At 74.9% G+C, this 21,848-nt stretch carries 19 protein-coding genes; 17 read left to right on the top strand and 2 right to left on the bottom strand.

The features are described 5' to 3' along the window. Positions 1-185: 185 nt before the first annotated feature. From ACFV3E_RS27825 to ssuE, 9 genes are read left to right on the top strand one after another with little or no spacing between them, the layout of a single operon-like run. Positions 186-1,760, top strand: coding sequence for an ABC transporter substrate-binding protein (locus ACFV3E_RS27825; protein ID WP_500537143.1), 1,575 nt, complete (start codon positions 186-188; stop codon positions 1,758-1,760). Positions 1,761-1,792: 32 nt separating this feature from the next. Then, on the top strand, positions 1,793-2,821 hold the full coding sequence (locus ACFV3E_RS27820; RefSeq protein ID WP_500537142.1) for an ABC transporter permease: 1,029 nt from the start codon (positions 1,793-1,795) through the stop codon (positions 2,819-2,821). A gap of 2 nt (positions 2,822-2,823) precedes the next feature. Continuing rightward, positions 2,824-3,714: an ABC transporter permease gene (locus tag ACFV3E_RS27815; RefSeq protein WP_500537141.1), complete on the top strand. Its 891-nt coding sequence runs from the start codon at positions 2,824-2,826 to the stop codon at positions 3,712-3,714. Beyond that, positions 3,711-4,589, top strand: a complete 879-nt coding sequence (locus ACFV3E_RS27810; protein ID WP_500537140.1) for an ABC transporter ATP-binding protein — start codon at positions 3,711-3,713, stop codon at positions 4,587-4,589. The genes ACFV3E_RS27815 and ACFV3E_RS27810 overlap by 4 nt, the downstream gene beginning before the upstream one ends. Beyond that, complete coding sequence (locus ACFV3E_RS27805; protein WP_500537139.1) at positions 4,586-5,455, top strand: ABC transporter ATP-binding protein; 870 nt, start codon at positions 4,586-4,588, stop codon at positions 5,453-5,455. Before ACFV3E_RS27810 ends, ACFV3E_RS27805 begins: the two co-directional genes overlap by 4 nt. A 26-nt stretch (positions 5,456-5,481) precedes the next feature. Then, a complete protein-coding gene (locus ACFV3E_RS27800) occupies positions 5,482-6,822 on the top strand; it encodes an NtaA/DmoA family FMN-dependent monooxygenase (protein WP_500537138.1) in 1,341 nt (446 codons plus the stop codon). Positions 6,823-6,846: 24 nt separating this feature from the next. Then, positions 6,847-7,887, top strand: coding sequence for an LLM class flavin-dependent oxidoreductase (locus ACFV3E_RS27795; protein ID WP_500537137.1), 1,041 nt, complete (start codon positions 6,847-6,849; stop codon positions 7,885-7,887). A gap of 1 nt (position 7,888) precedes the next feature. Beyond that, positions 7,889-8,701 carry an alpha/beta hydrolase gene (locus ACFV3E_RS27790; protein WP_500537136.1) on the top strand — a complete coding sequence of 271 codons (813 nt, stop codon included), beginning with the start codon at positions 7,889-7,891 and terminating at the stop codon, positions 8,699-8,701. 56 nt (positions 8,702-8,757) lie between these two features. Beyond that, the gene (gene ssuE, locus ACFV3E_RS27785) at positions 8,758-9,315 is read left to right on the top strand and encodes an NADPH-dependent FMN reductase (protein ID WP_500537135.1); all 558 of its coding nucleotides are present in this window, start codon (positions 8,758-8,760) and stop codon (positions 9,313-9,315) included. 30 nt (positions 9,316-9,345) lie between these two features. Here ssuE and ACFV3E_RS27780 read toward each other — a convergent pair whose 3' ends face one another. After that, positions 9,346-10,224: a LysR family transcriptional regulator gene (locus ACFV3E_RS27780; protein WP_500537134.1), complete on the bottom strand. Its 879-nt coding sequence runs from the start codon at positions 10,222-10,224 to the stop codon at positions 9,346-9,348. A 103-nt stretch (positions 10,225-10,327) separates the two neighbouring features. Between ACFV3E_RS27780 and ACFV3E_RS27775 the strand changes: the two genes are divergently transcribed. From ACFV3E_RS27775 to ACFV3E_RS27765, 3 genes are all read left to right on the top strand, one after another. Further along, positions 10,328-10,864, top strand: coding sequence for a universal stress protein (locus ACFV3E_RS27775; RefSeq protein ID WP_500537133.1), 537 nt, complete (start codon positions 10,328-10,330; stop codon positions 10,862-10,864). A 59-nt stretch (positions 10,865-10,923) separates the two neighbouring features. Continuing rightward, positions 10,924-11,166, top strand: coding sequence for a hypothetical protein (locus ACFV3E_RS27770; protein ID WP_500537132.1), 243 nt, complete (start codon positions 10,924-10,926; stop codon positions 11,164-11,166). A 212-nt stretch (positions 11,167-11,378) separates the two neighbouring features. Beyond that, positions 11,379-12,218, top strand: coding sequence for an AAC(3) family N-acetyltransferase (locus ACFV3E_RS27765; protein WP_500537131.1), 840 nt, complete (start codon positions 11,379-11,381; stop codon positions 12,216-12,218). Here ACFV3E_RS27765 and ACFV3E_RS27760 read toward each other — a convergent pair. Continuing rightward, the gene (locus tag ACFV3E_RS27760; RefSeq protein ID WP_500537130.1) at positions 12,211-13,326 is read right to left on the bottom strand and encodes a hypothetical protein; all 1,116 of its coding nucleotides are present in this window, start codon (positions 13,324-13,326) and stop codon (positions 12,211-12,213) included. The two genes, ACFV3E_RS27765 and ACFV3E_RS27760, sit on opposite strands and share 8 nt — an antisense overlap. Before the next feature lie 169 nt (positions 13,327-13,495). Between ACFV3E_RS27760 and ACFV3E_RS27755 the strand changes: the two genes are divergently transcribed. From ACFV3E_RS27755 to ACFV3E_RS27735, 5 genes are all read left to right on the top strand, one after another. After that, on the top strand, positions 13,496-15,763 hold the full coding sequence (locus ACFV3E_RS27755; RefSeq protein ID WP_500537129.1) for a large ATP-binding protein: 2,268 nt from the start codon (positions 13,496-13,498) through the stop codon (positions 15,761-15,763). A 68-nt stretch (positions 15,764-15,831) separates the two neighbouring features. Beyond that, positions 15,832-16,737 (top strand): AAA family ATPase, encoded by a 906-nt coding sequence (locus ACFV3E_RS27750; RefSeq protein ID WP_500537128.1) that lies wholly within the window; start codon positions 15,832-15,834, stop codon positions 16,735-16,737. After that, complete coding sequence (locus tag ACFV3E_RS27745) at positions 16,734-17,765, top strand: hypothetical protein (RefSeq protein WP_500537127.1); 1,032 nt, start codon at positions 16,734-16,736, stop codon at positions 17,763-17,765. The genes ACFV3E_RS27750 and ACFV3E_RS27745 overlap by 4 nt, the downstream gene beginning before the upstream one ends. Beyond that, a complete protein-coding gene (locus tag ACFV3E_RS27740) occupies positions 17,759-20,569 on the top strand; it encodes a hypothetical protein (RefSeq protein WP_500537126.1) in 2,811 nt (936 codons plus the stop codon). Before ACFV3E_RS27745 ends, ACFV3E_RS27740 begins: the two co-directional genes overlap by 7 nt. After that, complete coding sequence (locus ACFV3E_RS27735; protein ID WP_500537125.1) at positions 20,566-21,792, top strand: toll/interleukin-1 receptor domain-containing protein; 1,227 nt, start codon at positions 20,566-20,568, stop codon at positions 21,790-21,792. The genes ACFV3E_RS27740 and ACFV3E_RS27735 overlap by 4 nt, the downstream gene beginning before the upstream one ends. The last annotated feature ends 56 nt before the right edge of the window (positions 21,793-21,848 follow it).

Genomic DNA, 21,848 nt, shown 5'->3' with positions numbered 1-21,848 from the left:
GGTGAGCCCCCGCGTACCCCCGGACGCCCTGCCCTGAGCGCGGCGTGCCCGGCGTCTGCCCACCAGACCCCGTCGGCACGGCCGTCCCGGCACGGGACGGCGCCGGGCGCGGGTGCGCGCCGTGCCCGCCGCCACGCCCCCGCCTGCCCTGAGCCGGTCCGGGGGCCCTCGAAGAAAGCACTCACATGCCCGGACGACTCACGCCCAGCCGCCCCGGACCCGCCTCCCCCGCCGCCCGGCGCCCGGGCCGGCTGCGCACCGCGGCCCTCGGAACCGCCCTCGTCTCCGTCCTCGTCCCCGCCCTCGGCGCGTGCGGCGGCGGCGCCGGCGCGTCGACGGGGAGCGCCGCACTGAAGTGGGCCTCCTCCTACTTCCCCGCCCACTGGGACCCGGTGGTCTCCGGCAGCGGCGCCCAGTTCCGCCAACTCGCCCTCGTCTACGCCTCGCTGACGCGAACCGACGAGAACGGCAAGGCCGTCCCCGACCTCGCGAAGAGCTGGGAGTACAACGACAAGGGTGACGAGATCACCTTCCACCTCCGCCCCGGCCTGAAGTTCAGCGACGGCGAGCCCGTCGACGCGGCAGCGGTCAAGGCGGCGATCGAGCGGGCCAAGAAGCAGAAGAACTCGGCGCTCTTCGGCGACCTGACCTCGATCGCGTCGGTGGACGCCGACGGCCTGGACGCGGTCGTCCACCTCACCCAGGTCGACTACCAGATACCCCAGTTGCTCGGTGAGCGCGTCCTGCAGATCGCCAGCCCCAAGGCGGCCGCGGCCCCGCAGAAACTGGACCAGAACCCCGTCGGCGCCGGTCCGTTCGTGGTGAAGCAGCTGATCCCCGGCACCAAGGTGCTGCTCAAGAAGAACCCGGACTACTGGGACGCGAAGAACATCCACATCGACGACGTGGAGCTCACCTCCGCCCCCGACGCCTCGACGGTCGTCTCCGGCCTCCAGACCGGCGTCTACAACTTCGCCGACCTCGAACCGAGTCAGGCCGAGGCCGCCGGGAAGGCCGGCCTGGACGTCTTCGTGCAACCCGGTTTCAACGCCTCGAACCTCAGCCTCAACGTCAACAAGGCGCCGTTCGACGACGACAGGGTCGTCGACGCCGTCCGCCACGCGGTCAACCGCGAGGAGTTCGTCGACAAGCTGACCTTCGGCTACGGGGAGGCGACCGACCAGCCCTTCCCGCCGGGGTACGTGGCCTACGACCCGAAGTCCCGGGACCCGTACCCGTACGACCCGGCGACGTCCCGCAAGCTGCTCGCCGAGGCCGGCCACAAGCCGGGCGACATCAAGCTCGACCTCGTCATCCCGGCGGAGGACCCGCAGGCCGAGATCGTGCAGGCACAGCTGGCCGCGGTCGGCATCACCGTCCGCATCAAGGTCGACAAGAACTGGGCCACCCCGTTCTTCGCCAAGGACCTGACGTTCTCGCTCTACGGCACCACCGGGCGTGACTCCGCGGTGCAGACCCTCACCGCGCACTTCGGGCCCAACGGCCCGCTGAACCTGAGCACTCCGTACGAGCCGGCCGGCTTCGACGCGGCCGTGGCGAAGGTCCGCCGCACGCCCCTGGACTCCCCCGACTACGTGGGGAACCTCCAGGCCGCGACCCGCGCCGGGCTGAAGAGCAAGGCCCTGGTCTTCACGTACTCCTCGCCCAACCTCTTCGCCAAGAGCAAGGCGATCTCGGACCTGCCGAAGAACCCGGCCCACATCGACTGGACCGGCGTGACCATCGCCGGCGGCAGCTGACCACCGTCCACCACTCAAGGGGAGGCAACCTCATGACGACGACCGCCGCGCCGGTCGCCCTCACCCCCCGTCGCGGCGTCGCCGCGGCCAGGGCCCGGCACGCCGCGGGCCGGGTCCTGGCCGCCCTCGCCCGGTCCGTCGCGATCATCGTCCCCGTGTTCCTGGTCGCGACCTTCGTGACCTTCGCGCTGCGGGCGCTGAGCGGGCTCAGCCCCGCACGGATCCAGCTGGGCGAGGACGCGACACCGGAGGCCATCGCCCGGGTCGAGGCCCAGTGGGGGCTCGACCGGCCGTTCCTGGTCCAGTACGGGGACTGGCTCGACGGCATCCTGCACGGGCGGCTCGGCACCAGCTGGGCCAACGGCGCCGACATCTCCACCCTCATCGGGCTCGGCCTGGGCGTAAGCCTCTCGGTCGCGACGCTGGCCCTGCTCATCGGGGTGGTCGTGGGCTTCGCGCTGGGCACGGTGGCGGCGCTGCGCAGCACCACCTGGATCGACCGTGCGATCACCGGATTCGTCACGGTCGTCTCGGTGATGCCGGCCTTCGTGGTGGGCATCGTGCTGGTCGTCGTCTTCGCCGTCGGTCTCCACTGGTTCCCCTCCGGCGGCTACGTCCCGGCGGAGCAGGGCGTCGGGCCGTGGCTGGCCCACATCACCCTCCCGGCGATCGCGCTGAGCTTCGACGTGGTCGCCGACGTCGCCCGCCAGCTGCGCGCGGGCCTCGTGGCGGCCCACCGCGAGAACTACGTGACGGGCGCGGTGGTGCGCGGCCTGAGCCCGCGGCGGATCTTCTTCGGCCACGTCCTGCGCAACGGCCTCGGGCCGGCGCTCGCCACCCTCGGACTGAAGTTCCCGGCCCTGGTGGGTGCCTCCGTCGTCACCGAATGGATCTTCGGTCTGCAGGGCTTCGGCAGGTTCGCCAACGACGCCGCCCAGGCCGGGGACGTACCCGCCGTCCAGGGCGTCCTCGTGGTGTCGATCGTCCTGGTCGTCTCCTTCAACCTGATCGTCAACCTGGTGCTGGCGCGCGTGACGCCGGCGTCCCAGCGGGGGGTCTGACCATGGTGCGCCGCGTCCTCTCCCTCACCTCCGGCCGGATCGCCGCGGTCGTCCTGACCGTGATCGCGCTGCTGGCGCTGCTCGGTCCCTGGCTCGCACCGCACGATCCCCTGGCCACCGGCGACAACACCCTGGCCGCCGCCTCGGGCTCGCACTGGCTGGGCACGGACTACCTCGGCCGTGACGTCCTCAGCCGGCTCCTGGACGGCTCGCGCGTCAGCGTTCTCGGTTCGCTCGAAGTCGCCCTGACGGCCCTGGTCGTCGGCGCGGTGCCCGGCATCCTGTCCGTCTACTGGGGCCGGGTCTTCGAGTGGACGACCCTGCGCCTGGCCGACACGCTGGTCGCGCTGCCCTTCCTGCTGTTCGCCGTCGCCGTGGTCGCGCTCCTCGGCAACGGCCTCACCCAGGCCATGCTGGTCACCGGCGTGCTGGTGTCACCGCTGTTCTACCGGGTGGCCCGCGCCGCGACCCTGGCCGTGGCGCGCTCGCCGTACGTGGAGGCGGCGCTCGTCTCGGGTGCCTCGACGGGCTGGATCGTACGCCGCCACGTGTGGGGCAAGATCCTCCCGCCGGTCGCGGTCGCGCTCGCCCAGACCATCGGCGTCGGTTTCGTGATCGTCTCCAGCCTGACCTTCCTCGGCATCGGCGTGCAGCCACCGGCACCCACCTGGGGCGGCCTGCTCGCCTCCGACCTGGGCTACCTCAGCCACCAGCCGTGGGCCCCGGTGGCCCCCGCCCTGCTGATCATGGCCACCGTCTGGGCGAGCAACCTGCTCGCCGACGCGATCCGCGACGTCTCCGGCGAGGCGGGACGCGCACTGCTCGACCGCCGCAGGGCCCGCGCCAACCGCCTCGACAAGACCGACCCCGCCCCCGCCGGAGGTGTGCGATGACGACCGTGTCCGAAGGACTGCTCCCCCGGCCTGCCCCGGGCGCCGCGCCGGACACCCCGGCACCGCCGGTGCTGTCCCTCCGCGACGTGCGCATCGGCGACCGCGCGGGCGACCGCGAGATCGTCCACGGGGTGAGCTTCGACCTCGCACCAGGAAAGGCGGTCGGCATCGTCGGGGAGTCCGGCAGCGGCAAGACCCTCACCTGCCGCGCGGCACTCGGCATCCTGCCCGCGCACTTCGAGGTCACCGGTGGGTCGATCGAGATCGACGGCACCGACGTCGCCACCCTGACACGGGCTCAGTGGACGGCCCTGCGGGGCGCCACGATCAGCGCGGTCTTCCAGGACCCGGCCTCCTACCTCAACCCCTCGATCCGGGTCGGCGCGCAGATCGCCGAAGTCGTGCGCGCCAAGAAGGGGCAGCGGCGCCGCGAGGCCCGCCGGCAGGCCGTCGAGCTGCTGCGGACGGTGCAACTGCGCGACCCGGAACTGGTCTACGGCAGCTACCCCCACGAGTTGTCCGGGGGCATGCTCCAGCGCGTCCTGATCGCGGCGGCGATCGCCGCCGGCCCGCGGATCCTCATCGCCGACGAGGCCACCACCGCCCTCGACGTCACCGTCCAGGCCGGGATCCTCGACATGCTCGCCGAACTGCGCGAACAGGCGGGGCTGGCCCTCGTCGTCGTCTCCCACGACCTCGCGGTCGTCGCCCAGCTCTGCGACGAGGTCGTCGTCCTGCGGGAGGGCGAGGTGGTCGAGCAGGGCCCGACCCGCGCGGTGCTGCACGACCCGCGGCACGAGTACACCCGTCTGCTGATCGCCGAACACGAGCAGTACGGCCTGGAGAAGTTCCTCAGCGTGAAGGAGGACGCATGACGGGCGAGCCGCCGCGGACGACGCCGGCCGGCGGTGCGGACCCCGCCGGTCCCGTGCTGGAGATCGCCGGCCTCGACGTGCACTACGGCCTGCGGCGCCGGCGCCGCCAAGCACTGCGCGGGGTGTCCCTGACCGTCGCGCCCGGCGAGGCCGTCGGCCTCATCGGCGAGACGGGATCCGGGAAGTCCACCCTGGCCCGGGCCGTGCTCGGCCTGGTGCGCGCCTCGGCCGGGTCGGTCGTCGTCGGCGGGGAGGACGTCACCCGTCACGGCCCACGCCAGTGGCGCGCCCTGCGCCGCCGGGGCGTCGTCCAGTACGTCTTCCAGGACCCCCTGCGCAGCCTCGACCCGGACCTCACCGTCGAGGAGTCCCTCACCGAACCGCTGCTCCTCCAGGGCGTCCCACGCGAGGAGGCGGCCGACCGGGCGCGGGCGTTCCTCCCCCGCGTCCGCCTGCACGAGGAGCTCCTCGGCCGGCTGCCCGGGGAGCTCTCCGGCGGGCAGCGCCAACGGGTCGCGGTGGCCCGGGCGCTGGTCACCGGACCGCGCCTGGTCATCCTCGACGAACCGGTGAGCGCCCTCGACGCGGCCAACCGCGTGCAGATCCTGGAGATCCTCAAGGAGCTCCGCGCCTCCGGAGTGGCCCTGGTCTTCATCTCCCACGACCTCGGCTCCGTGGCCGGGGTCTGCGACCGCGTCGCCGTGCTCCACCAGGGCGAACTGGTCGAGGTCGGCACCACCCACGACGTCGTCAACCACCCCCGCCATCCCTACACGCGCCTGCTCATCGGCTCGGCGCCCACCCTGCGTTCCGCCCCGGCGGACCGGGCCGAACGCGAAGCGCTGCGCGCCCTGCTGCGCACCTGACCCCACGACAGACAGGAACAGCCACCATGTCCCGCAGGATCCACCTCGCGCTCCACCCCTACGGCGTCGGCGGCCCCGGCCAGCACGGCCTGTGGAAGGACTCCCGCGTCGCCAAGAACGCCAGCACCGACATCAACTACTACATCGCGCAGGCCAAGGCAGCCGAACACGCCCTATTCGACGCCCTGTTCATCGTCGACAGCCAGTTCATCAACGCCACCTACCCCGCCCACTACCTCAACCGGCTGGAGCCGCTGACCCTGCTGTCGGCGGTCGCCACGCACACCCGTCACGTCGGGCTGGTCGGCACGGCCAGTTCGACGTACAACTCGCCGTTCAACCTCGCCCGCCGCTTCGCCTCGCTCGACCACATCAGCGGCGGCCGCGCCGGCTGGAACGTCGTGACCAGCTTCGACACGGGCACCTCCAGGAACTTCGGGTTCGACGAGCACCTGGACTACACCTCCCGCTACGGCCGTGCCCTGGAGTTCGTCCGGGTCGCCCGCGGCCTGTGGGACTCCTACGAGGACGACGCCTTCCCGGCCGACGTGGAACGGGGCGTCTTCCTCGACCCGGCCAAGTTGCACGCGCTCGACCACGAGGGCGAGCACTTCAGGGTCGCCGGCCCCCTCAACCTGTCCCGGTCCCCGCAGGGCCAGCCCGTGATCTTCCAGGCCGGCGTCTCCGAGGAGGGCCGCGACCTGGCCGCCCAGGTGGCCGAGGGCATCTACGCGCCCGGGGGCACCCTCGGGCAGGCACAGGAGTACTACGCCGACATCAAGCAGCGCACCGCCTCCTACGGCCGCGACCCCGACCACATCAAGATCTTCATCCACGGCGGACCGGTGGTCGCCGCCACCGACGAGGCCGCCCGGCGCCGCGAACGGGAGATCTTCGAGGAGGACAACGACTTCGACCGCAACCTCGCGCTGCTCGGACGTTCCTTCGGCGCCTACGACTTCAGCGTGCACGACCTCGACGCGCCCTTCCCCGACGTCGCGCACCTCGCCGAGAAGGGCGGACGCACGGGCGCGGCCAGGATCATCGAGCGGGCCAGGGCGGAGAACCTGACCCTGCGCCAGGTCGCTCAGTCGGCCAACGAGTTCCGCACCTCGCCCTTCGTCGGATCGCCGCGGACCGTCGCCGACACCATCGAGCAGTGGTTCGACGCCGGCACCTTCGACGGCATCAACCTCGCCTTCCGCACCGACGACGAGCTCGAACTCTTCGTGGACGGCGTCGTGCCCCTCCTCCAGAAGCGCGGCCTGTTCCGCACCGAGTACGAGGCCGACACCCTGCGCGGCAACCTCGGCCTGCCGGTCCCCGCCAACCGCCACACCCGCGAGCGCCTGCTCGTGGCCGACTGAGCACGGGACGGGACGGACAAGGCCATGACCACCGAGCACCCGCGCCTGCGACTCGGCTTCCTCACCCACGTGCAGGGCCGCGACGACGACCCGGTCCGCACCTACCGCAACGCCCTGGAACTCTTCGTCGCCGCCGACGAACTCGGCTTCGACGCCGGCTGGGTGGCCCAGCACCACGTCTCCCTCGGCGGCGGGGGGCTGTCCTCGCCCTGGACGTTCCTCGCCCACGTCGCGGCGCGCACCACCCGGATCCGGCTCGGCACCGCCGTCACCATCCTCCCGCTGGAGGACCCGATCCGGCTCGCCGAGGACGTCGCCACCGTCGACACCCTCAGCGGCGGCCGCGTCGAGATCGGCGTGGGCAGCGGCTACAACGGCCTGGAGTACGCCGCCTTCGGCCGGGACGTCGCCCGCAAGCGCGAGCTGACCAGCGAACACCTCGACGTACTGCGCAGCGCGCTGGCACGTGAGGAGGTCGGCGCGCCCGGCTTCCGCATCCAGCCGGCCGCCGGCGACTTCGGCGACCGCATCTGGCAGGGCGCCTTCAGCACGCAGGGCGCCGCGTACGCGGCGGCCGCCGGGTCGAACCTCCTGCTCAACCGGGCGGCGTACGGCTTCGACTCCCCGACCGACGCGGTGCAGCGACCCTGGGCGGACGCGTACCTCGACGCCTGGGACCGGCCGCGCCGCCCGCGAATCGGGCTGTCGCGGTTCGTGTTCCCGGCCAAGGACCGGCGGACGGCGCTGGGGCAGATCGGCGAGGACGTCCACCGGGCGGCGCTGCGCATGGCGGAGGGCGGCGCCTTCCCGAAGGGCCTGGACCTGGACGAGGCGCTGCGCCGCTTCCACTCCTTCTTCGGGCATCCCGAGGAGATCGTCGCGGCGCTGCGGCGGGAGCGGGTCCTGCCGGTCGCGACCGACCTGATCACCCAGTTCAACCCCGCCGTCCCCGACCACGACGCGGCGTTGCGCGCCCTGGAGCTCATCGCGACCGAAGTGGCGCCGACGCTGGGCTGGCGGCGCGCGGCCGAACCCGAGCCCCGGCCCGAGCCGGCAGGAGTCTGACATGACCGAGCAGACCGAGCAGCCCAAGCAGACCGACCGCATCGACCACGCCGACCACACCGACCACCACGGGCCCGAGGGCCTGCTCGTCCGCGGCACGGTCGTCGTGGTGCCGGGCCGCGGCGAGACACGGGCGACCTACGCCCGCTTCGCCCGGCGGTTGGCCGCCGACGCCTATCGCGTACGGGTCGTCGACCCCCCGGAGCCGGACGCGGACGACCCGGCCGGTTCCCTGACCCGGTTCGGCGAGCGCCTCGCGGACGCCGTCGAGGGCACCGCCGCCGAGGGCGCGCCGGCCGCCCCCGTCGTCCTGGTGGGCGCCGACTCCGGCGCCGTCGCCGTCGCCGCGCTCCTGGGCGGGCCCGGCCGGGCCGGCGTCCGGCCGGACGGCGTCGTCCTCGCGGGGCTTCCCGGCCGGGCGGCCCCCGCCGAGGACGGCGGCTGGGACGGGGAGCTCGACGTCCGCACGTCCTGCCCCACCCACCGCGACACGCTCACCCGGGACCCGCGCGTACGCCGGGGCTCGCTGGGCGAGGCGGTGCCCGACGCCCTGCTCACCGCCGCGTACGAGGCCGAACTCACCCTTCCCGCGCTCTTCCTCGCCGGCGACGCCGACCCGCTCGCCGATCACGACGCGCTCGCGCGCGCCGCCAAGTCCCAGCCCCGCGCCCGGCTTTCGGTCGTCCGCGGCGCCCACCACGACGTGCTCAACGACGTACAGCACCGCTCGGTGGCAGCCGAGGTCGTCACCTTCCTGGAGACGCTGCGCAACGGGCTGGTGCCCGTCGTGGCCGTGGAATCCAGCACCTGGTGACCGCATCGAGGTCCCCGCTCGCCCCCACCCCGCCCGCCCGAACCCGGAAGGTCCCCATGGCCGTCATCCTGTCCGTCTCCGGAAGCCCCTCCGCCACCTCCCGCACCCAACGGCTGCTGCGCCACCTGGACGACCGGCTGCGGCTCCAGGGCCACGAGGTGGTCCCCCTGGACGTGCGTACGCTGCCCGCCGACGCCCTGCTCGGCGCCGACGTCCACCACCCGGCCATCACCGGGGCCGCGGCCCTGTTCCAGCGGGCGGACGGGGTGGTGATCGGCACGCCCGTCTACAAGGCCGCCTACTCGGGCCTGCTGAAGTCGCTGCTCGACCTGCTCCCGCAGTTCGCCCTCGCCGACAAGACCGTGCTGCCGCTGGCCACCGGTGGCACCACGGCCCACGTCCTGGCCATCGACTACGCGCTGCGCCCGGTGCTGAGTTCCATGGGCGCCGCCCACATCGTCCCGGGGTGGTTCACGCTCGACAAGGACCTCACCGTGGCCGACGACGGCACGCTGACCGTCGCGCCCGCCACGGCCGAGGCCCTGACGCAGGTCACCGACCGCTTCTCCGCCGCGTTGGGAGGCCGTACGACCGTGCTCGCGCCCACGGGGTGAGCCCGTGCCCGCCGTACGCCGCGCGCGGGGTCACATCGCGGGGCCGGCCCCCTGGCACAGGTCGCGGATCGCGGTCACGTGCGGGTGCCAGGGGCGCGTGGCCGGCCCGGTGAGGAGCAACCGCCGTTCCACGCGCGGCAGTACGGGGACGAGGGTGAGGCCGCCGGGCAGCATGCTGCCCGCCAGGGAGGGGACGACCGCGACGCCGAGGCCGGCCTCCACCATGCAGAGCAGCGTGCCCAGTTCACGGATGTGCTGGGTGGGGCGGTAAGGAACCCCGGCCCGCGCGTGGAGTTCCCTGAGCTGGCTCTCGGCGCCGGAGGTGGTGGCGAGCAGCGGGTCGTCCAGGAGGTCGGCCAGTTCGACGGACTCCTCGCCGGCCAGCGGGTGGTCGCCGCGCAGGACGGCCTCGAGCGCGTCCGTCGCGACCTGGACGGCCCCGCGGGGCGCCGGGTCCGGGTCGATGAGGATCGCCGCGTCGACCGTGCCGCTCTCCAGCCACTGGGTGATCTCCTCGGCGAAGCCCTCGAAGATCCTGACCTCGACCTGCGGGACGTTCTCGCGCCACAGCTTCAGCAGCCGGGGAAGCAGCCCGTGCGCGGCGGTCGGCGGCACGGCCAGGGTGATGGCGCCCTCGGCACCGGCGTCGTGCCGGGCGGCCGCCGCGGCGTCGAAGGCCCGGGCCGCGGCGAGGGTGGCGCGCGCGTGCGGCAGCAGCGCGTCGCCCAGGGGCGTGGGCCCGACGGGTGCGGCGCGCCGCACCAGTTCACCCTGCACGGCGCGCTCCAGGGAGGCGAGCGAGTGCGACACCGAGGACTGGCTCATGCCGAGCGCGGCGGCCGCCGTGCCGAATCCCCGGTGGTCGGCGACCGCGACGAACACGCCCAGTTGCCGCAGGGTCACGTCCATCGGTGCCTCGCATCACGGGATGAGTGCCATCGATTTGCCTCATCCTACGCGGCCCGGCGACGCTGGCGGAGTCCCGACGGGACCCATCGACGGGAGGCACCCCATGCGGAACACGACAGGAGCGGGCCGGGTCGTCGTCGGCGCGAGCGGTTCCCTCGCCAGTCTCGCGGCGCTGCGCCGCGGCGTCCTCGAGGCCCGCGCGACCGGGCGGCCGCTGCTGGCCGTCATGGCCTGGGAGCCTCCGGAGGGCGAGGTCCTCTACGGCCTGCAGCCCGAGTCCGCCTGGGCGGACGCGTGCGCCGCGGAGGCCGCCGGACGCCTGGACCGGGCCCTGGACGAGGCGCTCGGCGGCATGCCGCCGGACGTGCGGATCGAGCGGTGCGTACTCCGGGGCGCCCCCGGGGCCGTGCTGTGCGCCGTCGCGTCCGGCGCCGACGACCTGCTGCTCGTCGGCGCGGCCCGGTCCTCGCGGACACCGGTGGGTGTGCACCGCAGGCCCGTGCAAAGGGCCGTCCTGGCGGACGCCGTGTGCGACGTCGTGATCGTCGGCGGACCGCGCCTGCGGCCCGCGGAGGCGCGGCTGCTGCGCCGCTGCCGCCGGCAGGACGCCCGGCTGAGGACACGTCAGCAGCCGGTCTGAGTGCGTACACCGTCGGCGTACGGACGTCACCGACCACCGATCCCCGGAGGGGACCCCGTATGACCCGAGGGACCGGCCCCGCTCCCCACGCCGATCCCGGCAGGGCCCGCGATTGCCGGACCTGCCGCGGTTGGGGAACGCTCGTCACCGGCCACGACGGCCTCGCCCTGTGCCCGGTCTGCCAGCTCCCCCGGCAGCGGTCCTGCCCCGCCGTCCCGCACGCCGAGGACCCTCCCCCGCGCCGCGCCGCCCGGTACTCCGCGGCCGCCGCGGCCGTCCGCTGCCGCTGCGCCGGGCGCTGAGGCCCCGGGCGGCACCGACCGGACGGTGCCACCCCTCCGGGGCCGTCCCGCGGGGCGACCCGGCAGGGGCCCGGCGATCGTCGCCGTGCGCGGGGGGCGGGCCGGATCCGGCCCCCTACCGGGCGGCCGGGCCCGGGCGGGACACTGACAGCGCGGTCGTGCCGGGCGGGGGGCGGGTGGGTCCCGCGGCGCGGAGGGGGAAGGGGGACGGGATGGCGGTCGGCTCCACCGAGGTGACGGCTCTGGCGGGATCCCTGACGGCACTCGGCCTGGAACCGGGCGGGGTCGTCCTGGTGCACGCCTCGCTGCGCGGCGCGGGCGGCACCCGCGCGGGCACGGTGCTCGGCGCGCTGCTGCGGGTGCTGGGACCGCACGGCACGCTGGTGACGCCCAGTTTCACGCCCGAGAACTCCGACTCCTCCTCCGCCCACCGGGCGCGTGTGGCGGGGCTGGACCCCCGGGAGGCCGCCGCCGTACGGGGCGCGATGCCGCCCTTCGATCCGGCCTCCACACCCGCGCCCGGGATGGGGGTGCTCTCGGAGACCCTGCGCACCGCGCGGGGTGCGGTGCGCAGCGCCCATCCGCAGACCTCCTTCGTGGCGTACGGCCCGGCCGGGGACGCCATCACGGCGGGGCACGGCGCCGACTGCCACCTCGGCGAGCGGTCCCCCTTGGCGGCGCTCTACCGGGCCCGCGCCCGGGTCCTGCTCCTCGGCGTCGGGTTCGACGTGTGCAGCGCGTTCCACCTGGCCGAGTACCGGGTGCCCCGGCCGCCCCTGCGCACCTACCGCTGCGTCGTCGTCAGGGGCGGCCGGCGTTCCTGGTGGAGCTACGAGGACGTGGCCCTGGACGACTCGGACTTCGCCGCCCTGGGCGCGGCGTACGAGGCCGAGGGCACGACCAGGACCGGCACCGTGAGCGGGCTCCGGTGCCGGTTGCTCGACCTGCGGGAGGCCGTCGACTTCGCGGTGCGCTGGATGCCCGCGAACCGGCCGCGCCGGGCGGGCGCCGGGGCCGGGACCGGGCCCGGGCCCGGGCCCGGGCTCACCTGAGGCGGTCGAGGACCCTGCCGGCCCGCAGGAGGTGCAGGTCGTGCCGTACGGCCGCGGGGAGCGCGGCCTCGTCGTACGGCACGCCGTCCAGGAAGTCGCGCAGTCCGACGTCGCCGACGCGTGACATCGTGTACGGCGGAACGGAGTGCCGGGTGAGCACGAGGGGCCCCGGTCCGGCGTGCCCGAGCGCCTCGGCGAAGATCGCGCGCACCCGGTGGAAATGACGTTCCTGGACGCCGCCGATGTCGATGACGCCGACGGCTTCCGCGTCGGAGGGCGCCGTGCCGCCGATTCTTCGCAGCGGCAGCCGGCCGAGGTCGTGCAGCAGCACGTGGGCGGCGGCGTACTCGAGGGTCTGCCGGTCGGAGAGGCTGCCGCCCTTCCCCTGGAGCCGCCGGGTGATCTCCTCGCGCGGCTCCTCCCCGAGCCGGGCGATGGTGTCCTCGATCGGATCCTCGCCCGCGTGCAGGGGGAGGTCGGCGAACAGCCCGTAGTGGCCCGCCATCGGGCCCTGGTCCAGGACGCGGCACAGGTGCTCGGCGAGGAGCCGGCCCTCCTCCGCGACGACCGCGGCGGGCAGGGCGTTGATCCGCGCGCCCAGTTCGCCCACATAGAGCACCTGCAGGTACGGCGGGCGGCCCGTGACCGCCTGGACCCGTTCCGCCATGAGCACGGCGGGCAGCACGTAGCTCAGGGCGCGCAGCGGCATGCGCACCGACGCGCCGAACACCACCCGCAGCACCGGCGGTCCGTACACGGCGGCCTTGCCCACCACGTCCAGGAGCGGCTCCACTCCCCCCTCGGGCAGCCCGCGGACGTACCCCTGCAGCCGGGCCGTACGGCCGACGACGGCGTCGAGGAGGGCCGGGCGCACCCGGTTGACCACCCCCGCGGCGGCTCCGTACTCCGAGGGCCGGAACCGGGCCAGGCACGAACGGACGTCCGCTTCGGCGAACGGGATCATGGTGTCCTGTCCCATCAGCGGGATTCCGCGCAGGACCGCGGTCAGCAGGTTCTCCTGCCGCTTGCCCAGGCCCGGGGGCGCGGAAGGGGACGGCGCCGGCCGGGGGCCGGGACGGGAGAGCGTCGCGGGGTCGACCCCACCCATCAATGAGTCGTACATATAAAGTGATAGCCAGTCATACATGTGCTGCGGAACGGGTCATGACGAGACGTCAGCGGATTCTTCCATGATGGCGCCAGTGCGGGCGTCCGTGACCGCGCCCGTTCGTACCGGTTCGGACGGGTGGGGGATGAAGAATACGTACACCTACGCCGTGAGTTACCTGCATGGCAGGGACGAGGCCTGGGTGGCGCGCTTCCTGGACGACCTGGACCGGCGGCTGGGCACCTCCCCGGTCCGTTTCGTCAGGGCGGCCGCCGACGGCGGCCGGGGCCCGGCCTCGCCCGGGGTGGCGACGGCGGACCGCGTCCTCGTCCTGTGCTCACCGGCCTACTTCAGCGAGGGCCCCGCGGACGCGGACTGGGCGATGCTCGCCCACCGCACGAGCCTGGACCGGGCCCGCGGGGCGGCGGAGAACGGCATCGTGCTGCCCCTGCTCTGGGAACCCGTGCTCCAGCGGATGCCGACGGTGGTGGCCGAGGCGGACACGTTCACGGCGGGGCAGCCGCCCGAGTACCGGACCCACGGACTCGCGTTGATGACGATGCAGGCCGCGCGCCACCGGGCCGCCCTCGACGAGGTGCTCGGCAACCTCACCCGATGGCTCACCACCGCTCCCCCCACCGGAAGCGGCCCCGCCCCGCAGGACATCCCCGCCGAACTCCCCCCGGCCCTGACCTCGGACGACACCCGGTTCACCGGCCTGTACCGCGGCCAGCTGACGGGCACCGCGCCCGGACTCACCGGCGGGCGCCCACTGGGCCGGCGACTGAGCTGGCAGGACGGTCCGTCGCGACGGCACACCCCGTCCGGGGAGCCGGCGGCCGCGGGGCGGCGGCTGCTGCTGATCGGCCCTGCGGGTTCCGGGCGCAGCGCCGTGCTCGGGCACCTGGCGGACCGCGTCGCGGCCGGACCGAGCGGAGCGCCCTGGGGCTGCCAGGTGGCGTTCACCCTGCGGGCGGACACCGGCGGCCTGCCCTCCCCCGACGGGATCGTCCAGGCGGCCGCCCCCTCGCTGGCCGCCCGGGAGCCCGCGGGCTGGACCGCCCGGCAACTGCGCGGCGGGCGCGCGCTGCTGGCCGTCCACGGCCTGGACCGCGCGCCGGTCCGCATGCGCCCCGCGGCCTGGGAATGGCTGCTGCGCACGGCCGAGCACTACCCCGACGCCGTGATCCTGGTCGAGGCCAACGGCAGTTCGGTGCCCTGGCACCGGCTCGACGGTGTCTTCACCCCGGTCCTCCTCGACCCCCTCGACCCCGCGGAACGCGAAGCCCTCCTCGCCGGGGGCGATCCCCTCGCCGGCGCCCCCGGCGGCAGGTCCGCGCTCACCGCCCTGGCCGACGACCCGCTGCTCACCGACGCCGTCCGCTGGCCGTCCGCCGCGGTCGCCGTCCGGCACGCGGCCCGGGCCGCCGGGGACCGCGGGCCGGACCGCATGGATCTGCTGCGCGCCGCGGTGGCCGCCGTCTGGCGCCCCGACCGGGAGGCCGCCAACGCGCGTACCAGGGTGCGCGACAGCGTCCTGCGGGCCGCGGCCGGCGGCCTGGCCGCGGCGACGCTCGGGTCCGGCGACGCCCCGCTCCTGGCCGACACGGCACTCGACGCGCTGTACGGACTGAGCGCGCCCGGCCTCACCGGCACCGTTCCCCCCGCCCGGCTGCTGTCGCAACTGGCCGACGAGGCGGGCATCCTGTACGCGCCGGCTCCCGCGACGATCGCCTTCGCCGGCGAGTCCGTACGGCAGTACCTCGCGGCGGAGCACCTGGCCGCCCACGCCGGTCCCGACGGCGACCGGATCCTCGCCGAGCACCTCGAACGAACGGGGTCCTCCGGGCTCGCCCGCCTGGTCGCCGAACTGAGCGCGGTCCGCAAGTCGCTCCCGGACGTCCCCGGGCTCCTGGAGCACGGTGCCACCGGCCGGCGCCTGACGGCATCGGCGACGCCGGGGAGGCGGGCCACGGGTCCCGTCGTCGTACGGTCCGCGGACGAACTCGCGGGCCTGGCCGCGCGGCGGGACGCCGCGCCCGAGGTCTGGTGCCAGGGGCCGCTCGGGGAACTGGAGGCCGTGCTGCCCGGGATCCCCGGACTGCGGAGCCTGGTGATCCTGGACCACCCGGAGATGACCGCGGTGCCGGACCTGAGCCGCTGCGCCGCGCTCCGGTCGCTGCGCCTGTCGAACTGCCCCCGGCTGCGCGACCTGACCCCCCTCGGCGCCTCCCCGGTGATGTTCCTGACCATCGCGCCCTGGCTCCCGTCCCTGGACCTGAGCCCGCTTCAGCATGCGCCCTGGCTGCGGAGGATCGACCTGGTGACCGCCGCTGCGCGGGGCGGCGACGACGCCGTCCGCGCCCCGCGCGTCGGGCGCGCCGACGTGCGCGTGCTCGCGCCGCCGGGCCCTCCGGGGGGTCCTCCCGGCCTGTAGATCAGCCGCGACGCGGTCCGTTACAGTGGCGCCACAGCGTGTGGTGGCATGACGTTCTCGGGGGGCACATGCGGTACACCAAGGTCTTCGACCCGCAGGCGCCCGCCGCCGTCGGGGAGACCGGCGCCGACACATCCTCGGGGCGTCAGGACGACCAGGTGTACCTGTTCGACGAGGACACGGTGCTCGCCGTCAACGTCGCGCTGGTGACGCGCCGTCCGCTGCTCGTCCTCGGCCCGCCCGGCTCGGGCAAGTCCACGCTCGCCCCCAACGTGGCACGCGTCCTGCGCTACCGCTTCTACGCGGAGGTCGTCACCGCCCGCACGGAGGCACCCGATCTGCTCTGGCGCGAGGAGGCGTTCCGTCAGCTCAACGACGCCTCCCGGGGCAGGCTCGGCTCGCCCGGCGACCACCCGTACCACCGGCCCGGCCCCTTGTGGAAGGCACTGGACCCCGCCCAGGACGACGCGGCCCCGGACGGTCTGCGCGACCGTCCCGCCGTGGTCCTCATCGACGAGATCGACAAGGCGGACCCCGACCTCCCCAACGCGCTCCTCGACCCGCTGGACAACCTGCGCTTCGAGGGCCCGGACCGCTCCCGGGTCACGGTGCGCCCCGAGATCGGGCCGCCACTGGTCGTCATCACCAGCAACGAGGAACGCGAGTTGTCGGCCGCGTTCCGGCGGCGCTGCATCCCGCTGCGGCTGCAGGTCCCCGGGCGCGCCCACCTGCTGGAGGTCGCCCGGCTGCACATGGGATCGGACTTCGATGCGGAACTCGGCGCCGAGGTGGCCGACCTCTTCCTCGCCCAGGGCTCCGGTACGGGTCGTCTCGCGGCGGCGAGCACCGCGGAATACCTGGACACGCTGCGGGCGTGCCACGAGATGGGGCTGACCGCAGATTCCGAACTGTGGCGCAGCGTCGCGCGGTTCGCCATGGTCAAGGACACCTACGAGCCGACGGCCTTCGCGTGAGCCGCGGTCCGGTGCACGCCGGCGACGTCGTGCGCGCCGCCGCCGCGCTGGGCATCGCCGACCCCGCGGGCGTCCTCTCCCTGGTGCGCGCCATGGGTCTGCCCGGCCCCGGACCCCGGCCCCCGGAACCGGACGGCCCGGGGACGGAACCCCGGCAGGGCGGCGAACCAGCGCCGCCGGCCCGTCCCGTCGGCCGGACGGTGCCCGGGGCCGGCGGCGGCGTGCCGGAGCCGTCCCCGGGGACCGCCACCGGCGCCGACCCCGCGGGCCGGTCGGTCATCACCTTCGCTCCTCCGCGGACCCCGCCCGGACCCGGGCGACCGGCCGGTGAGCCGGCCGGTCCTGAGGAGCCGCTCTTCGCCGACCGCGCGGAGGTCACCGAGCAGCCGCCGTCGCCGCCGTGGAATCCGCGCACCCAGCAGGCGATCATGCTCACGGTGGCGGCCACCGAGGCGCTCGGCAGGGAGCTGGACCATCGCAGGCTGATCGACCTGATGGTCCGGCGCCTGGGTGGAAGGCCGTCGTCCGGCGGCCTTCGCCTCCCCTACCGGCCCCGCCCCACCACCCGGGCGGGGCTGCACGTGCTGCTGGACCGGAGCCCTTCCATGCGGCCGTTCCGCCACGACCACCAGTGGGTCGCCCGGCTGGCCCGGCAGGTACTCGCCCCCGACCAGCTGCGGATACTCGACTTCCGGCTGCCCCAGGGCGCCAGCGCGGACGGCGGCCGCACATGGGGTGCGGCGCTCCGCCCGGCACCCGGCACTCCGGTGCTGCTCGTCTCCGACCTCGGCCGGCTGCGTCCTCCGGTGGCGGTGCGCAATCAGGCCTCACCGGCCGACTGGCTCGCGTTCCTCGGCCGGCTGAAGCACGCCGGTCACCCGGTGACCTGCCTGACCCCGTTCAGTCCTGACGTCTACCCGCCCGCCGTCCGCCGGTTGGTGGCCCTCGTCCCGCTGGACCGCCGTACGTCGGTGTGGTCGGCGCGCTCCCAGATCAGACGGCTGCGCCGCCGGAGGCAGGCATGGTGACGGCGGCCGCCGGACGGACCTCCGCGGCCAGGCTGATCCACGAACAGCGCCAGGAGGAACCGGACGTGGTCCGGCTGGCCCAGTCGCTGAGCCTGGCGGCGCAGGCCGAACCGTACGTCGTGCGTGCCGCGCGCCTGCGGTTCGTGCCGCGCAGCAGCGCCGGGCTGGAGGCCCAGCTGTGGTTCTCTCCCCTGGTCGAGGCCGCAGGAAGCCTGACCATGGTGCTCGACCCCGCGGTGGCCGCGGTCCTGCGCCGGGACCTCGCCACGAACGACCGCGCCCTGCTCGCCTCCGTCCGCAGCTTCACCGAACGCGCCCACCACGACGCGCCCCTGGCGGTACGCACCTTCGAGACCCTCCTGTGGGCCGGCACGGCGCAGGCGGTGCCCGCGGAAGGCGACATCCGGCGGGAGCTCGAACCCTTCCTCGCCCAGGTGCTCTCCGACGGCCCCGAGGCCCTGGAGGCCGGCCGGTGGGCGATCCGTCACCTGCCCCGACTGCCCGAGGCCGTACGGGACTCGGCACCCGCGCGGCGCCTGCGCATCGCCGCGGCCGAGCGCCTGGGCCTGGAGCTGACGCCCGCCGCGGCGGGTCTGCTCCCGGAGGAGGTGACGGCCGTCCGCCGGATGGTCCACCGTGACGTCGACGTCGGGATCCGCGCGGAGCCCGGCGGCATCGTGCTGACCAGACCTCCGGAACGCGACGCCCAGGTGTGCCAGGTGAGCGGGGCCGCCAGGGTCAGATTGCGCCTGCGGGCCGCCCTCCCCGGAGCGGCCTGGCACGAACTGGACCTGCACGACCGCAGACGGGCCACCGCGCCCCTGGACGTGGTGGCCGCGGCCCGGCTCGACGGCAGCCTCGACGGCGCCCGGGCCGAACTGGGGGACGTGGTGCGCTGCGTCTGGGCCGGGGAGCACGGAGCGCTCGCGGTCAGCGCGGCGGGCCGTACCGAGATCCGGGTCGACGCGGCCGGACGGGTGCTGGTCGCGGACCTCCCGGTGCCCCCCGACCTGCTCGCGGTCGCCGACGCGGGGCCGCCGAGGGCGGCCGCGGCCGGGGGCTCCGGGCTCCAGGTGGTCGGCGCCGCCCTCGACGCCTCGGGCGAGGTGACCGCCCATCCGTGGTCCCCTGCGCCGACGGCACTGGGCTGGGCGGCGCCGGGCGGGCCGGGCACCGGCCCGGCCGTCCTCTGCGTGGCGGAGGGCCGGAAGGTGCACCTGCTGGACGACGGCGATCCGCGGCGCGTGGTCCTGACCCTCGATCACCCCGCCGACGTGACCCACCTGTGGACCTCGGTCTCGGCGGCCCTGATCGCGGTCGCGGACGCCGAAGGAAGGGTCGTGGCACGTCACGCCGCGCCCGGGAACGGCATGGTCTCCCGTCGGTTCGCCACCGGGGGGTCCCCGGTGACCGCGCTCGCGGGCGATCCGCTGACCGGGGACGTCGTCTGGGCCACCGAGGACGGCCGGGTGTGGCTGGCCCGGAGCCCGGAGGACGACGCGGGCCATCCGGTGCCGCTCGGCCGGCTGCCCCGGCCGGCCACCTCACTGGCCGTCTCCTCCTCCGACGCCACGGTGGTCGCCGCGGACGGGGGACGCCACCTGCTGCGGCTGCGCCGTCCCGCGGCCGGCGACCCGGAGGACCCCGGCTCCGCGCCGCTCCCCGGCGCCCGGCTGCCGTTCCAGGTGCGCGAGGTGTTCACGGCCGGCCGGGGCCGCCTGATGCTCACCGGAACCGGCGGGCCGGTCGAGATACGGTCCGAGGACGGCAGGGTCCACCTCGTCCTGCCCTACCCCGCCGCCACGTCCGCGTCCACGTCGACGTCGCGGGCGCCGGGGCCGGGGCCCTCCTGGCTGCGCGCATCGGTCGGCGTGGCGCTTCCCGGCCCCGGACCGGAGGCACCGCCCGAGGACGTGCTGCGTGCCGCCCGCCGCTGCGGCATCGGCCACATCCGGCTCTCCGGGCCGCACCCGCACGACTCCCGTCGCACGGACCTCGTGGTCGAGCGGGCCGGGGAGGCCGGACTGCGCGTCGTCGCCGGCCTTCCCGCTCCCCTGCCGCAAGCCGCGCCCGCCGACGTCCTGCTCGACGCGCGACGTCTCCTCGACGCCCGCGTCGACGCACTGCTGCTGGAGGACCTGGCGGCCTGGCCCGCCCACCTGCTGGACGACCTGCGGCACCTGACGGACGCCTACACCGGTGTGGGCCTGATCGGCACCGCCGGACCGTCGCCCACCGGCGGGCCCGAGGAAGCGGCCCCGCGAAGCGCCGTCCATCTGACGGTGGGCCCTCCGCCGCTCCCGCGACCCGGGGCCTGGACGGTCCCGCCGGGCACGGCCTGGGTGCTTCCGGAGCGGCCGCCGGCCGATCCGGGCGTCCTGCTGGCCCTGCCCGGCTGCCACGAGGTCCCCGCCGGTCTGCTGACGGCCACGGGGCACCGGGCGGAGGCGCTGCGCGTCCTGCTCTCCGTCCGGGCACGGCAGCAGGCCCTGGTCCACGGCTTCGTCGACGCGGCGCTGCCCGAACCGGTGCCAGGGGTGACGGCGTTGTGGCGGCGCCACGGCAGCGAGGCCGTCCTGTGCCTGGGCAACGCCGGCGACGCGCCGGTCGCGGTCACCGTACCGGCGCCGCACGACGGGCCCGAGCTGGTCGGGATCGCGACGCTCGGCGCCGCCGGGGGAGAGCCGCGGCCGCTCACCGTACGCCCGTCGGCCGGCGGGTACGCGATCACGGTGGCCGCCGGTGCGACCCACTGGCTGAGCCTGTGGGAGAGCACCGACCCCGGATGGCGGCCGGGCGCATGAACGGGACGACGTCGCGCCCGCTGGTCTTCCTCAGCCGCAGCGAACCGCCCGGCTGCACCTGCACCTGCTGGCCGGCCAGGAGATCGGTGATCGGCCTGCTCGAGGCCGCCGGCTGCGAACCGATCGTGATCGACAGGCAGACGCTGGTGCCGGGCCAGGACTGGATGGAGGCCATATCCGACGGCATGGGCAACGCCCACGGCATGGTGCTGCTCGCGTCGCCGCACGCCGTCGAGTCACCGCACGTCCAGAACGAGCTGGCCATGGCGGAACTGCGCAACCGGCACGACGGCTTCCCCATCATCCTCGTGCTGCTCCCCGAGATCGACCGGGAGGGCCTGGAGGCCAGCAGGCTCGGTTCGCTCAGTCCCACCCGGCGGCAGAACATCGACTGGCCCGCCGACGGGGACCTCGCCGACGTCGTCAGGGACATCACTCCCCAACTGGAGCTGATGCGGGCCCAGGTGAACGAGGACCGGGTGCACCAGCGGGTCGTCCAGCACCTGCGCGAGGTCGACGGGCCCGTCCTGAGCCGTGCCGGGGACCGGCTCGGTGTCTCGCGGGAGATCCTGCTGCCCCTGATGCACCACCGCGTCGCCGAGGGGCTGCTCACGGAACGCCGCAGTGAGCCCCAGGACGATCCGCTGCGCGCGGCCCTCACCGAACTCCTGCCGCTCCAGGCGACCTCCGGATCGCGCGAGGTGATCGAACTCAGCGTCACCCATGCCCGGGTCCCCGCATCGGACTCCCGGCGCATCAACGAGGTGCTTACGGCCCCGGCGGCCCCGCGGGCCGCGGTGCTGCCCGCACACTCCACCGAGACCGCCCGGCGCTTCGTCCACCGCGCCAGCGGGCAGCCCGTGGCCTGGGACCACTTCGTCGTGCCCATCGACGTGGGTTCCGGCGTCGCGGAGAGCCTCATCGCCGGCGTCCGGGACCACCTGACCGAGGTCGACGTCCACGACCTGGAGACCCTGCTGCAGCACGAGCACGACTTCGGACCGGTGGTGGTGATCGTGCCGCATCCCCCGGACCCCGACCTCGTGGCGCGGCTCGGCGAGGAGTTCCCGGCGGGTGTGCTCTTCCTCTTCGTGGTGGACGGCGACCTGGTCGGCACCGCGCCCGATCCGCTGCCGCGGCTGCAGGGGCTGCCCCGCCCGCACGAGGAGGAGATGAACCGCACCATACGCACCTTCGTGCGCCGCTACGCGGGCCGCAACTGACGACGAGCCGCCCCCGGGATCCGGGAGCGGCTCGTCGTGGCGGCGGTCCGGCCGCC

The organism is Streptomyces sp. NPDC059718 (assembly GCF_042733315.1).
Taxonomy (GTDB): Bacteria; Actinomycetota; Actinomycetes; order Streptomycetales; family Streptomycetaceae; genus Actinacidiphila.
This window is presented reverse-complemented; position numbering and strand designations above follow the sequence as displayed.